This window comes from Afifella aestuarii (assembly GCF_004023665.1).
GTDB lineage: Bacteria > Pseudomonadota > Alphaproteobacteria > Rhizobiales > Afifellaceae > Afifella > Afifella aestuarii.
The window spans coordinates 24,079-37,668 of the sequence record NZ_SAUF01000005.1 but is presented as its reverse complement, the minus strand read 5'-3'; the positions used below and the strand labels follow the sequence as shown (position 1 = coordinate 37,668).

Below are 13,590 nucleotides of genomic sequence, written 5' to 3'. Positions count from 1 at the left end.
CGAAGTCAAGTACGTTGCTCGGCCGGCATGAAGGACACGGACGATATTTGCTCTCAGCGTCCGTCGGATCTGCGGTGGGCTTAGCGTTCGGCGCGAACCGGCCTCACCCCGCACGGATGGCGGACGTTCTCCGCCTTTCTTGTTCGCTCATTCGCCGCCCATGATGCGCTCCGACAGGGCCTGCGATGTCAGGCCGTCGGTCGAAAGCGATGCTTCGGTCCGGCCACCGCGCAGGATGGTCACCCGGTCCGCGACGGCCACGACGTCGTGCATGTTGTGGCTGATCAGGATGACGGTGACGCCGTTTTCCTTCAACCGGCGGATGAGCTTCATCACCTCTTCCGTCTCGCGCACGCCGAGCGCGGCGGTCGGCTCATCCATGATGATGATTTCCGCCTTCCAGCGAAGCGCCCGGCAAATCGCTACGGCCTGACGTTGCCCGCCAGACAGGTTCTCCACCTTGGCGGTCATGTCGCGCATCACCGAATTTAGCGAGATCAGAAAATCCTGCGAGCGGGCGATCATGGCGGCGCGGTCGAGCACCTTGATGCCGAGGACCCGCTTCTCGAGCTCGGAGCCCATGAAAATGTTCTGATAGATCATCATGCGCGGCGCGAGACCGAGATCCTGATGGATGGTCGCAATGCCGGCCGCGAGCGCGTCATGCGGGTTTGCAAGCCGCACCTTTTCGCCGCGGACGTGAATGTCGCCCTCATCCGGGCGTTCCACGCCGGAGACGAGTTTGATCAGCGTCGATTTTCCGGCGCCATTGTCGCCGCAGAGTGCGTGCACCTCGCCGGCCGCGACGCTGAGATCGGCGCCGCGCAGCGCCTTGACGGCACCGTAGGATTTCCGGGCGTTGCGGACGGTGAGGATGTCGCTCATCTTTTTTCCAAAGTGGCCGGCGGCTCGCCCGCCGAACCCCTCGCCTACTCCTTGATGAAATTGTCGACGTTCGACTGATCGACGAGATCGGCTTTCATGTAGAGATAGGGGCCGGAGGTGATCGTTTCCTTCTCCGCACCTTCGACCGCGATCTTCTGCATGGCGTCGACAGCCGCCTCGCCCATCGCCTCGAACGGGATCGCCACCGTCGCCATCAGCATGGAATCGGGCGACTTGATGCGCCGGAACGTTTCCGGCCCGCCATCTGTGGAGACGAGAACCACATCGCCCTTCTGCATGCCCTGCTGCTTCAGGAGATCGTCGATGATGAAGGCCTGCCCATCGAAGGATGCCCAGATGCCGTCGAAGCTGCCGGCGTTCTGCATGATGAGAGCATTCATGCCGTTGCGCACATCCTCCTGCCAGCTCTTGGTGCGGGCCATCGAATGGCTGCCCACTTCCTTCACCGCCTGGTTTTCGCTCAAGACGACGTCAAGCACCTTGCCGCGGATGCGCGTGCCGACATTGGATTCGAAGCGGTCCGTCAGGATCGAGCCCTCATAGCCGAGCTGCCCCAGAAGATAGAGCGCCGATTCAGAGCCGACGGCGTACTCATTGACCTGAATATCGAAAAGCGCATTCGGGCTGGCCCCGCTCATGACCGTGATCAGCGGGATGCCGGCGTCCTTCACCTCTTGCATCTGCGCGTCGAACTCGACGGGCTTCGACATGGCGAGCACGATGCCGTCGACGCCACTTTGGACGAGGTTCTCGATCTGCTCGGAATGCGTCTGCAGCGTGCCGTTGGAATTCAGCACGACGACGTCCCAGCCTTTTTCTCTCGCGGCGGCTTCGACGGCATTGGCGACGCGGGCATGCGTCTCCGACGACATCTGAAAGGCGACGACGCCGAGCTCGAAGGCCTGGGCGGACACCGCGCGCGTCACCGCGAAGGCGACGACGCCGAGCGAAAGCAGCAATCTGAGTTTCATTTTCATCCCTCTTATCGTTGGCAGAGCGCGGCTTTTTCGGCGCGCTTCATACGGAAAATGCGGCCTTCTTCAGAACGCTGGCAGAGACGCTCACGGAGGCGATGACGATGACGCCCAGCATGATATCTTGCAGGTAATAGGGAGCGCCGAGAAGCACGAGGCCGTTGGCAAGCACCGAAATGATCAGGGCACCGACGAAGGTGCCGGCAATGTTCGGGCGTCCAGGCTCGAACATGGTCATGCCGAGAAGCACCGCGGCGATACCGTTCAAGAGATAATCGCCCGCCATCTGCGGCGAGGCGGAGCTCAGATTGGCGACGAGAAGAACGGCCGCAATACCGGCCGCAAACCCCGAGAGCGTAAGGCCGATCAGCTTCATGCGCCGCGTCGCGATGCCGGCACGATGGGCCGCCTCCTGCGCTTCTCCGGTTGCCAGCATATGCGTGCCGAGCCGCGTCTTGCGCGTCACGAACCAGGCGCTCAGAACGACGGCCGCCATGACCACGACGAGGACCGGAATGCCGAAGATCTTGCCGCGCGCCAGGGCGAGAAACATCGGATCCCAGCGCCCGACAAAGGCCACGCCGCCGGTGATCATGAACGTCAGACCATTGGCGATCGCGGCCGTGCCGAGTGTGGCAATGAGAGAGGGCACCTTCACGCCGGTGACGAGGAACCCGTTCACCAGGCCGCCCAGGGTGGCGACGGCAAGACCCGCGACAACGGCAAGCCCCCAAAACGTGCCGCCGGCGATGAGGCCGCCGGTGACGACGGCGGCAAGGCTCGCAAGATTGGCGAAGGAGAGATCGAGCTCGGAGGTCAACAGCGCGAAAGTGAAGCCGGTGGCAAGGATCGCCAGAAAGCTCGTCTGCTTCAGAACATTCAGCAGATTGGCGCTGGAGGCGAAATTGCGCGCGAAGACGAGCAGGAAGACGAAGACGAGGAGGCCCGCGAGCGCCGTCCCGTATTTGGCGATGAAATCTCTCACCCGGCCTGGTCCGCGAGCTTGCCGATCGGCGGGATCAATTCCAGCCCCCCGGTGACGGGAATGACGGCGCCCGTCACGAAGGCGGCGCGCGGCGACATGAGGAAGGCGACGACCTCCGCGACGTCCTCAGGCCGACCGAGACGGCGCAGAGGCGTCCGCGCCGAGGCTGCCCGCTCAAGTTTTCCGAAGGCATCGCCCGGGAAAGCCCCACGCACCATCTCGGTGGCGATGATCCCCGGCGCCACCGCATTGGCACGCACGCCGTCCGGCCCCAAGGACTGGGCGATGTTGAAGGTCATCGTGTTGACGCCTCCCTTGGCCGCGCCATAGGCCGGATTGGCGCCGCCCGAAAGCCAGGCGATCGATGAGACGAAGACCATAGCGCCGCCGTTTCCGGCAGCACGCATGGCGCGCCCCACCGCCCGGCCGACACGATGGGCGCTCGAGAGATTGACGTCGATCACCCTCTCCCAGCCCTCGTCGTCCTGATCGGGAAAGGCCGCGACATGCGATGTCCCGGCACAGTGCACGAGCCCGTCGATGCGGCCGAAGCGGGCGAGACAGGCATCGACCAGAGCCTCCGGCGCCGACCGGTCGAGAAGATCGGCAGAGGCGTAGGCGTCGTCTTCGCTCAACAGATCGGCGAGCTTGCCACCGTCATCGAGATCGGTCGCAAAGATCCGCCACCCGTCGCGTTGCATGGCCGAAGACGTCGCACGACCGATGCCGCCGCTGGCACCGGTGATGAGAACGACGGGTTTTCCGCTCATCTCGCCACGCCTCGATGCTCTCGCAGCATTGTACCGTGCCTCATTCTTCGCCCCATCGTGCATCCAAGAGTCATTTCAGTACATTATGCGTGAACGTTCGCGTGGCGCAGAATGCGGCGTAAGGTCAAGGGCCGGATCGGTACTTTGCCCGTAAAGCCGCATGTCGCTCCCCGGCCGGCGCATTCAACTCGCCCTCCGGCGAAGCTTCTCGAGAGACCGGGCCGCATGTGCCACCGGCTCATGCATCTCGGTGAAAAGGGCATAGAGCGCATCGTAATGCGCATGCTCCGCCGCGTTCGGCAGGTAGGAGGTGAAGTCTTCCTCGGGTGCGGCTGCGCCGATGTTCTGCGCAAACCCAAGAGCGACCCGACAAAGGGCGAAGCAGCCGGCAAGCCCCATCTCGACGTGGCGGGAGACAAGGACAGGACGGCCGAGGATATCGGCGCGCATTTGATTCCAGAGCGGGCTTTTCGTGCCGCCTCCGGCCATGCGAACGGCTTCCGCGGCAAGGCCTGTCGCCGTCTCCGCCCGCTCCAGCACGGTGCGGTTGAGGAAGCCGACGCCTTGCATGACGGCACGCACGAGGTCGCCCCGTCCATGGCCGGACGTCATGCCGAGAAAGGAGGCCGCAAGGTCGCCGTCCCAGAACGGTGTGCGCTCTCCGTGCAGATACGGGTGAAACAGAAGCGGGCGCGGATTTTCAGGCTCGCCCAGAAGCGCCGCCAGCCGTTCCTGGAACGGTCGAGGCGTCGCATCGAGTCCATCGACGATCCAACTGAGAAGGTTGGCGCCGTTCTGGCCTGGCCCACCCAGATGCCAGAGCTTCTCTCCCCAGGGGATGGTGATCAGCCCTTCGGCCTCGCCGCGCCGATGCGACAGCAGGCCGAAAACCTCCGAAGAGCCGGAAATACAATAGGCGCTCCCGCTCTTGAGCCCCCCGAGACCGGCGACCGCGGTCCAGCTGTCGTTGGAACCGCACAGGACTTTGGCTCCCGCAAGGGCGCCCAGCGCCCCCGGCAGCCCTTCGCGCACCTGGCCGACAATGTCTTCCGGCTGCCCGAGCGGGGGAAGAAGAGCGCGTTCAAGGCCGAGGCGCGCGGCGATAGAGGCATCGCCGCCGGCCAATGATTGTGCCAGCCAATGCTGCGACACATGGTCGGAACGGGCGATGCCCGTCAGTTGCAGATTGAGATAATCCTTTGGCTCCAGAACAAGGTGGGTTCTTTCCCAATTCTCCGCCTCGTTCTCCTTCAACCAGAGAAGACGTGCGGTCGGATGGAAGGCATTGAGGCCTGCGAGCACTCCGTCGGCGTCGAGAGCCTCGTTCCTCCTCGCCGTCGCCAGCGCGCTTTCAGCGCGCGAATCGCGGAAGCCGAGCGCCGGGCGCACACTCTTTCCCGCTTGATCGAGAAAGACCTGCGTGCGCGTGAAACCGCACAGCGCCACCGCCGCAATGCCGCCGAGCCCACCCACGCTCTCGCTTGAGATCCGTTCGCAGGCGCTCTTCAGAGCCTCCCACCACAGCGCCGGCTCCTGCTCGGAATGCCCCGGCGCCCGTTCCTCGAAACCCGTCTCGACATTCGCACTTGCCACGACCGACCCGTCCGCCTCGAACAGGCAAGCCTTGAGAGCCGAGCCCCCGAGATCAATCGCCAGGACGCGTGTCATGGGAAACGCCTCCTGCATCCTTCTTGTGGCCGCGATCCAGGCGGACCCGCCCTCGCCGCCTGCCCGGACGACATCGTCGAACTTCCTGCATGATACAGGAAAGCTGCCGTATCTGCGGGGGCAGAGATCACGCGCGAAACCTTGTGCGAGAGGGTCACGGCAGATTGAAGAGCGCGTGCAGGACCAAAGAAAACCCTGCGGGACCTATAACTTAGCTCCACGGCCTCCTCATGCGACTCATCTGAGTCCATTCTTAAGCCTCTGACTTACCAGCAGTTAATTTGCGGGAGAAGCCATGCTGTGGCTTTCTCCCGCAAGCTGATCGTTCGTCATCGCCCGTGGGAAGCGGTTTTTCTCCGCGTGCGGACGAACGAAGCGGCCGGGGCGGTTTGCGGGCGAGGCTCGCGGATCCAGGCGATCATCAAGAAGGAAATTTCCCATGACCACCAAGGATCTTGAGACAATCTGGGCGCCACGCGTCCTCAGTGTCGTGCGCATCGTCGCCGCACTCCTGTTCATGGAGCACGGCACGCAGAAGCTCTTGGGCTTCCCACCGGCCGATCACGTGACGGCGGCCTTCAGCCTCGGCTGGTACGCCGGCATTCTCGAAATGTGCGGGGGCGCGCTCCTCGTCATCGGTCTGTTCACTCGGCCGGTCGCCTTCGTTCTCTCCGGCCTCATGGCCTTCGCCTATTTCCTCGCGCATTTTCCGCGTGCCTTCTATCCCGTGCTGAATGGCGGCGATGCGGCGATCCTCTTCTGTTTCTTGTTCTTCTATCTCGTCTTCGCCGGTCCCGGCCCGTGGAGCATCGACGCCTGGCGCTCGAACAAGACCTTCTTGCCGCCGCGCGACTGATTTCTCTCGGAAGGGCGGGACGCGCCGCGCTTCCCTTTCCACCGTCTGCGCTCAAGGAACGCGAACATGGCCTCGCTCGGCAGCGACCCGACCGGCACGATCGTGAAGCCGGCCATGGTCGCGCTCCTGGTCGTCTCGGGCGTGACCGGGATCATGATGCTCACGCATCGCTACAGCGATCTTGTTCGCTTTGCGCATGAATGGCTGAGCGTTGTTTTCATCGTCGCCGCGCTCTGGCTTTTCGTCAGCAACTGGCGGGCCGTCGCCCGGTCCTTCAAACGGAGTGCAGGCCGGGGCGCTTTCGGCATCGCCCTCGTGGCATCGGTGGCGCTCACCGGAATGACGGGAAACGCTCAGCATGTGAGCCCGACAACCGTGCTTCAGGTCTTGTCGAACGCGCCTCTGGAGAAGGCCGCACCCGCCTTCGGCCTGGAACCTGAGACCGCACTGGACATGCTGCTCAAGACCGGGATCAAGGCCTCACTCGGCGACACGCTCAGCACGATCGGCGCCCGCAACGGCACCAACGGCGCGGAGATCGCCTCGCGCCTTGCCGAACAGGCGCAGGCGAGCGAGTAAGGCCAGCAGAGCACAGCTTAATCCTCGTCGGGGGTCTTTTTGGCAGCTGCACGCCGTGCCCGGCGGACCCCGAACCACACGAGACCTGCTACAAACGGCACCGCAAGACCCGTCGCCAGACCAACATTGATCGGCGTGCCTGCACTTTCAGCGGCCTTGATGAGATAGCCGACGAGACCGATGGCGTAATAGCTGATCGCCACCACCGACAGGCCTTCGACCGTCTCCTGCAGCTTGAGCTGAACGCGCGCGCGCTCGTCCATGTTCTTCAAAAGGTCGCGATTCTGCTCTTCGAGCTCCACCTCGACACGTGCCCGCAAAAGGCTGCCAACACGCGCGGCGCGTTGCGCCAGCGCCTCCTGGCGCTCCTCGGCCGATTCGCAGGTGGCCATCGCCGGTCCCATGCGTCGGTCCAGAAAGCCATCGATGGTCAGCACCTCGTCCATGCGCTCCAGACGCAGATCACGCAGTCGCTGCTTGACGAGTTGGTAGTAGGCGCGCGAGGCACCGAAGCGATAGCTGGTGCGTGCCGCCACGCTCTCGATTTCGGCCGAGAGCTGTGACAGGTGCCGAAGAAGATCGGCGTCGCTCGTCTGATCGGCCCGGTCGGCCATGCGCGCGCTGATATCGGCGAGCGCCTCGTCGACGGAGCGCAGCCGCGGCGTCGCCTCCTGGGCAATCGGCAAAGCAAGGAGCGCAAGCGCGCGATAGGTGTTGAGCTCGACGAGCCGTTGCACCGTGCGGCCGGCATGGCGCTCCTCGAGCCCCTTGTCCTGGATGAGGATGCGCGTGAAATGGTCGGAATGCAGGCGGAAATCGGCCCAGACCAGAGCCTTGCCGCCAGCCACGGCATTTCCGATCAGGGGATTGCCATTGAAATGCCGGAGCGAAATCTCCTCCGGGCTCGGCATCTCCACATTCTCCGGGATGATCGCCAAATGCACCGCCGACAGGACCTCTCCCGGCACTTCTGCCAGCCAGTCGCGCGGCAATTCCTCGATGACAGTGTCTTCAAAAGGGTGAGTGAAATGCGCCCGCCGGAAGAAGGTGTAGGAGCAGAATTCCGTATGGCGCTCCCATTTCACGGTGAGGCCACCAAACTCGGAGGTATGGTGCTTCGCCTCGCTCGAGGGCGCAGCACCGCCAAGACGGGCGCAAAGGCGCGCCAGATGCTCCCGGTCGGCCTCCAGGCTCTTTTCGCCCGACAGGGCGGCGAATTGCGAGATCCGCAATGGCGCGCGCATCGGCTCCGACGGCCGCGCATGCAGCTCGCGGATCAGATATTCCCGTTGCGGATGCTCAGGGAAAGGTTGTGGGTTCATTCGCTTCGGCTCCACAAACGCCGGCAAGCGCATCGATCGTGCCGGCAAAATGCGCCCGCCCGCCCGGCTGCCAGCCCAGTCTCCTTAAGCGATTACAACGCATGATGGCGACACTTCTTTCGTCGCCCCTTTCCGGCAGCGATCCTGGCTGGGCCAGTGCCTCGCGCAACGCCGCCACGATCTCACGGTTGCTGAGAAGAAGATCGGAACAGTTGTAGATCTGCCCCGCGGCCATTTCCGCAGGCGCATCGAGAAGAAGAGCGACAGCCTGCCCGACATCATCGCCATGAACCTCCGTCGCGACACGCGGCGCAATTTCAAGAGTCCCGTCAAGAATCTGGCGTGCGACGCTCATCCATTTCGTCCGCTCCAGCGGTTCGACGAGACCATAAACCCCTGTCACTCTGAGCGAGGCTCCGGCAAAGCCCGCGGACGGCATGGCGGGCGTGACGGCCGGAACCGCGAGCGGCGCGAAAGTCTCCGGCGGGTCAAGGCAGAGCCTGCGCAGCCCCGCCTCAACGGCTAGCTTGACGTGGCCGTAATGGGTGTCCGGCTCGGGCACCATCGTCTCATCGAGCGGACCCTCCAGAGACCCGTAGACGGCACGGCTCGACAAGAAGACGGCCCGCTTCACGCCTGCGGCCTTGGCCTCTGTCAGGAAGCGCAAAGAGGCGTCGCGGTTGGCGCGGTAAAAACCTTCGACATCGTCGCCCTCGCCACCGCGGTAGCGGCCCGCCACATGCTGGAAAGCGGCGTGGACGACGTGATCGACGTCCGCGATGGCCGCACCAAAATCGGCCTGCGGATCGAGCTCGAAGGGCACCCATTCGAAAGGAAAGGAGAAGCGCCCCTCGGGAGGCCGCTGCCGCGAGGCGAGCCTGATCCGAAAACCATGGCCGGCCAGATGGCGCGCGATCAACTGGCCGACATAGCCGGTGCCGCCGGTAACGAGAACAAGAGACGGCTTTTCGCTCATGCGCAGAGAGAGGCTCTCAGGTTGCCGGCGCGATCGGATCGAGCGATTCCGGCAATCCGCGCCCTTCCATGACGTTCCACCACAGATCGATCAGCGGCCCAAGCTCTGCGCGCTTGGGATGATCCTCCTGCCAGGGCTTCTCGTATTGGTAGTGCAGGATCTTGGTGGCGTCCCAGTTCCACAGCTGCGGCAGCCGGAAATAGACATATTGCAGGACATTGTAGATGTACGGCAGGCCGTGCCAGTCGGCGAAGTAATCCTGCAAAAAGCTCTGATCGGTGCGTGGCCAGAACGCGTCGGGCGCGTCGAGGACGAGCATCATCGTCTCGTAGGTCGCCTTGTCAGGCTCGGTTACGAAAACGCCGGAATTCAGCCGATGGAAACCGTCGAGCGCGTCGTAGACGTTCGGAGCGGCGGAAAACCCCGGATAGCCGAAGAGCTTGTCGCAATTGCGCAGAAAGAGCGCATCGGCATCGACGAAGACGATGCGCTCATATTCATCGAGTTCCCATAGCCGCAGCTTGGCGAAATTGAGAAGCGGGTCGTGGAAGCTCGGCTTCTCGCCTCTCGTAAAGGGCGCTTCGCGATGCTGCGCGGCCCGGCTGTGGCGTTCGCGAAATGCCTCCGACACCTCCGGTGGACGCGTCGGAACCACGCTCACCCCCTCCGCCTCCATCTGATCGAGCCCCGGAAGATCCTCCGGGGCCAGGACAAGCAGCGGCGCTTCCGATTCCGTCATACGGAATGAACGCGCAAGTGCCGTCGCTCCGATCAAGTAATCAGGATTTGCGGCAAGGGTAGCATAGGCAACTTTCGCCATACGGCCGAGACTTTCTATGAACTTTAGGAGATTGCCGTCAATTTCGGCGAACCTGGGTGGGTATTAATCGCCTTGTTACGCTCTTTCGTCCACCCAGACACGCACGGAATGCGCGTTTTGTCGATTCGGTAGGCGTATTTGCGGGCCACGTCGATCACTTCCGACAAGAGGCCTTCCTCGAGCCGGATCGGGTCGAGGCCGAGAGCGAGGAACTTTTCGTTGCAGACGGAAAGCTCGTTTTCATCAGCCTCTTTGCGAGGATTCGGCAGGTTAATGATCTTCGCGTCCGTCATCTTCGCAACGAGCTCGGCGAGATCGCGCACCCGATGGGTCTCCGTCGCCTGGTTGAAGATCTTGACCGGCTCACCGGATGACGGCGGATTCTTGAGAGCAATTTCGATGCAGCGCACGGAATCCTGAATATGGATGAAAGCGCGCGTCTGCCCACCGGTGCCGTGCACGGTGAGCGGATAGCCGACGGCCGCCTGAATCAGGAAGCGGTTGAGGACGGTGCCGTAATCGCCATCATAATCGAAACGGTTGATGAGCTGTTCGTGCATCTTCGTTTCGGCGGTGTTGGTGCCCCACACCACGCCCTGATGCAGGTCGGTGACCCGGATGCCGTCGTTCTTGGCGTAGAACTGGAAAAGCAGCTGATCGAGGCATTTCGTCATGTGATAGACGCTGCCGGGATTGGCCGGATAGAGGATTTCGCGCTCCTCCCACTCGCCCGTCTGGCTCTGGATCTTGACCGGCAGATAACCTTCCGGGATCTGCGCCTTGACCGTGCCATAGCCATAAACGCCCATGGTGCCGAGATGCACGAGATGCGCATCGAGATCGACCGCAACCATGGCGTTCAGAATGTTGTGGGTGGCGTTGACGTTGTTGTCGACAGTGTAGGTCTTGTGACGATCCGACTTCATCGAATAGGGCGCGGCGCGCTGCTCGGCGAAGTGGATGATCGCCGCGGGACGATTCTCATCCAGCCAGTTCTTGAACCGCTCGTACTCCTTGGCGACGTCGATCAGATGGAAGCGCAGGGCGACTCCCGTCAGTTCACGCCAGACCCGGCAGCGTTCCTGGATGGAATCCATCGGGGTGAGCGATTGAACGCCGAGCTCGGTGTCGATCCAGCGACGGCTCAGATTGTCGATGATATGGACCTCGTGCCCACGCTTCGACAAATGCAAGACGGTTGGCCAGCCGACGAAACCGTCGCCTCCTAAAACCGCGATCTTCATGACAATCCCATCTCCTGAGTGCGCTTTGCGTCGATCTTGTCACAATATCGGCGCCGGATGACAATCCCATGCTGCAAGCCAGGGATGCGACGTTGCGTGTCGGCGGCAAAGGGTGAACCATCCGGACGGGGCCGAAGGTGCCCACACCACTTGGAGTTCGGACGCCGCGGCGCGGCCGTCAAGGGGAGCTGTCGAGCCCTTGCCGGCTCATAAAAAAGCGTGACCCGGGCCCCTGACGACCACTTCAGCGCCGCGCGCTCAATTCTGACGTTTGAGAAAATCGCGGAATGCCGCCAGCGTTTCGTCGCTGACATGGTGCTCCACACCTTCGGCGTCCTGTTCCGCTATTTCGCGGCTCGTGCCGATCGCCAGGAGGAAATCGCGCACCAGCGCATGACGTTCGCGTGCGCGTTCAGCCAGAGCCTTGCCGGCATCGGTCAGGAAGATCGAGCGATAGGGTTCGGAGCGCACGAGCCCGTCGCGGATCAACCGCTGAATGGTCCGGTTGACGGTGGCATGCGTCACCCCGAAGCGCTCCACGAGGTCGGTCCCCCGCGCCTCTCCGCGGACGGCGATCAAGTCGTCGATCAGCTCGACATAATCCTCCGCCACTTCCGATTGGTGCGCCTTGCGCACCCGCTCGAAAGCCGCGCGCTGACGCGCCGGATTGAGAAGCTTGTCCTTTGGCACTGTCCGGTCCGTAGGCAGGAGCAACGCCACTTCTGTAACAAATTTTCACCCGTGAACAATGCTTAGCATCGCCTAAAGCGGAGCGCCTTGCCGCGCGCCTCGAAGGCTTCGGTCGAGCGTCATGACATGACGGGACTCCCGAGGATCTCAGCCGACCTAGCCGTATCCCGCGGCTTAAGGGGCTGAAGGCCCGGCCACTTCGCTCTCCTCCTGCAAATCGCCCGGATGCGGAGGTCCGGCGCGCTCATAGAGGCAACGATCGGGCTTGATGTCGATGAGCGGCGTCTCATCGAGACAATCCATGCCGCGCACCAGGAGCGCCCCCTCCTCCACGGCAACCAGCCTGACGATCGAGGAGCCGATCGGATTTGGCCGCACCGGCGAGCGAAGCGCAAACGTGCCACGGGCCTCGCCGCCGCCTCTCGGGCTCTGCAGGACGAGATCGCGGCGGGAACGGTGCAGCCAGTAGAGCACTTCGAGCCGCTCGTAGAGCGCGATGGTCTGCAGCGCCTCGGTCCACGGCTCGAAGACTTCCAACCGGCACAAAGGACCGTCCGCTCGTCCCATGCGCGGACAATCCATCCGCGACCTCCAAGGCGTGCGGGCCCGGCCGATAAAGACGAGGCCCGCATCGACGGGCGGAGGCGCCGCAACGGCGCGCTCCCTTTGATCGTCCACGTCTCGCCCGCTCATGTCAGTCGCTGACGCCGACCATGACGTCGGAAGCCTTCACGACCGCATAAGCCTCCTGACCGACCTTAAGGCCCAGCTCATCGACGGCCTCATTGGTAATCGATGAGGTGATGACCGCTCCGCCAATGTCGATGCGAACATGCGAAGTGGTCGCCCCCTTCAACACTTCCACGACCTTGCCCTTGAGCTGGTTGCGCGCACTAAGTTTCATATCCTTGTCCCCCAAACGTCGAACTATCTATGAACTTAGCGGTACGTTATGTAGTTTGACTATACGACGTTAGACGAGCACCCCCGGCAATGGAAATCGAAGCCCTCGTATCTTTGCGCAGCGCGGAATCGCCGGCGGTCGGCCGCGACAGGATCCGCCTGCTCGAAGCCGTGGCGCGGGAGGGCTCGATCACGGCCGGGGCAAAGGCTGCCGGCATCACCTACAAGGCCGCATGGGATGCGCTCGATGCCATGGCCAATCTGTTCGGTCAGCCCCTTCTGGAAAAGCGCACCGGCGGACGTGCCGGCGGTGGAGCGACGCTGACGCCGACCGGCATCAAGGTCATCGAGGCCTATCACAAGCTCGAGGTGGAGATGGCGCGCGTCGTGCGCTCCATCGAGCCGCATCTGTCCGGCACCGGCATTTCTCCGCTCAACCTCGTTTCGGGAGTTCTCATGAAGACCTCGGCCCGCAATGCGCTGAGAGGCACGATCACACAGATCGTCTCCGACGCGGTCGCCTGCGAGGTGGCCATCAAGGTCAACGAGGACACGACGATCTACGCCGTCGTCACCCAGGAGAGCCTGAAGGCGCTCGGCCTGTGCATCGGCCGGGAAGCCGTCGCCCTCATCAAGGCGCCCTTCGTCATCATTGCGCCCGGCAAAAGCGCCCCGCCCATTTCGGTGCGCAATTGCGTCGCCGGCCAGGTGCGCCGGCTGACACCCTCCGAAGTCACCACCGAAGTGGTTCTCGACATCGGCGGCGAGAAAAGCCTCGCCGCCACCATCACGGCCGAAAGCGCCAGGTCTCTCGGGCTCGAACCCGGAAAACCGGCATGTGCTCTCTTCGACGCGGCACATGTCATTCTTGCGATCGACTGATCATTGGGGGAACAG

General features: G+C 63.1%; 15 protein-coding genes. 3 read left to right on the top strand and 12 right to left on the bottom strand.

What is annotated here, in order from left to right; genetic code table 11:
- Positions 1-147: 147 nt before the first annotated feature.
- The 5 genes from EO094_RS14415 to EO094_RS14395 form a co-directional block, all read right to left on the bottom strand.
- The gene (locus tag EO094_RS14415; RefSeq protein ID WP_128293528.1) at positions 148-885 is read right to left on the bottom strand and encodes an ATP-binding cassette domain-containing protein; all 738 of its coding nucleotides are present in this window, start codon (positions 883-885) and stop codon (positions 148-150) included.
- A 44-nt stretch (positions 886-929) separates the two neighbouring features.
- Positions 930-1,877 (bottom strand): sugar ABC transporter substrate-binding protein, encoded by a 948-nt coding sequence (locus EO094_RS14410; protein WP_128293526.1) that lies wholly within the window; start codon positions 1,875-1,877, stop codon positions 930-932.
- Between the two features lie 46 nt (positions 1,878-1,923).
- Complete coding sequence (locus EO094_RS14405) at positions 1,924-2,865, bottom strand: ABC transporter permease (protein WP_128293524.1); 942 nt, start codon at positions 2,863-2,865, stop codon at positions 1,924-1,926.
- Positions 2,862-3,635: an SDR family NAD(P)-dependent oxidoreductase gene (locus EO094_RS14400; protein ID WP_164879677.1), complete on the bottom strand. Its 774-nt coding sequence runs from the start codon at positions 3,633-3,635 to the stop codon at positions 2,862-2,864. The genes EO094_RS14405 and EO094_RS14400 overlap by 4 nt, the downstream gene beginning before the upstream one ends.
- A 183-nt stretch (positions 3,636-3,818) precedes the next feature.
- Positions 3,819-5,303: a xylulokinase gene (locus EO094_RS14395; protein WP_164879676.1), complete on the bottom strand. Its 1,485-nt coding sequence runs from the start codon at positions 5,301-5,303 to the stop codon at positions 3,819-3,821.
- A gap of 439 nt (positions 5,304-5,742) precedes the next feature.
- On the opposite strand from EO094_RS14395, the gene EO094_RS14390 reads away from it, so the two are divergent.
- Together EO094_RS14390 and EO094_RS14385 are read left to right on the top strand one after the other, a co-directional pair.
- Positions 5,743-6,159, top strand: a complete 417-nt coding sequence (locus EO094_RS14390; RefSeq protein WP_128293518.1) for a DoxX family protein — start codon at positions 5,743-5,745, stop codon at positions 6,157-6,159.
- 66 nt (positions 6,160-6,225) lie between these two features.
- Complete coding sequence (locus EO094_RS14385; RefSeq protein ID WP_128293516.1) at positions 6,226-6,738, top strand: hypothetical protein; 513 nt, start codon at positions 6,226-6,228, stop codon at positions 6,736-6,738.
- A gap of 17 nt (positions 6,739-6,755) precedes the next feature.
- Here EO094_RS14385 and EO094_RS14380 read toward each other — a convergent pair whose 3' ends face one another.
- The 7 genes from EO094_RS14380 to EO094_RS14350 form a co-directional block, all read right to left on the bottom strand.
- Positions 6,756-8,060 (bottom strand): DUF3422 family protein, encoded by a 1,305-nt coding sequence (locus tag EO094_RS14380; protein WP_128293514.1) that lies wholly within the window; start codon positions 8,058-8,060, stop codon positions 6,756-6,758.
- Positions 8,038-9,036 (bottom strand): NAD-dependent epimerase/dehydratase family protein, encoded by a 999-nt coding sequence (locus tag EO094_RS14375; protein WP_128293512.1) that lies wholly within the window; start codon positions 9,034-9,036, stop codon positions 8,038-8,040. The genes EO094_RS14380 and EO094_RS14375 overlap by 23 nt, the downstream gene beginning before the upstream one ends.
- A gap of 16 nt (positions 9,037-9,052) precedes the next feature.
- Positions 9,053-9,856 (bottom strand): glycosyltransferase, encoded by an 804-nt coding sequence (locus tag EO094_RS14370; protein ID WP_128293509.1) that lies wholly within the window; start codon positions 9,854-9,856, stop codon positions 9,053-9,055.
- Between the two features lie 23 nt (positions 9,857-9,879).
- Positions 9,880-11,100 (bottom strand): NAD-dependent epimerase/dehydratase family protein, encoded by a 1,221-nt coding sequence (locus EO094_RS14365; RefSeq protein ID WP_128293507.1) that lies wholly within the window; start codon positions 11,098-11,100, stop codon positions 9,880-9,882.
- Between the two features lie 258 nt (positions 11,101-11,358).
- Positions 11,359-11,790 carry a manganese-binding transcriptional regulator MntR gene (gene mntR / locus EO094_RS14360; protein ID WP_246008540.1) on the bottom strand — a complete coding sequence of 144 codons (432 nt, stop codon included), beginning with the start codon at positions 11,788-11,790 and terminating at the stop codon, positions 11,359-11,361.
- 174 nt (positions 11,791-11,964) lie between these two features.
- On the bottom strand, positions 11,965-12,483 hold the full coding sequence (gene tsaA, locus EO094_RS14355; protein ID WP_128293503.1) for a tRNA (N6-threonylcarbamoyladenosine(37)-N6)-methyltransferase TrmO: 519 nt from the start codon (positions 12,481-12,483) through the stop codon (positions 11,965-11,967).
- Between the two features lies 1 nt (position 12,484).
- Complete coding sequence (locus EO094_RS14350) at positions 12,485-12,694, bottom strand: TOBE domain-containing protein (RefSeq protein ID WP_092814312.1); 210 nt, start codon at positions 12,692-12,694, stop codon at positions 12,485-12,487.
- An 89-nt stretch (positions 12,695-12,783) separates the two neighbouring features.
- On the opposite strand from EO094_RS14350, the gene EO094_RS14345 reads away from it, so the two are divergent.
- A complete protein-coding gene (locus EO094_RS14345; RefSeq protein WP_128293500.1) occupies positions 12,784-13,575 on the top strand; it encodes a TOBE domain-containing protein in 792 nt (263 codons plus the stop codon).
- The last annotated feature ends 15 nt before the right edge of the window (positions 13,576-13,590 follow it).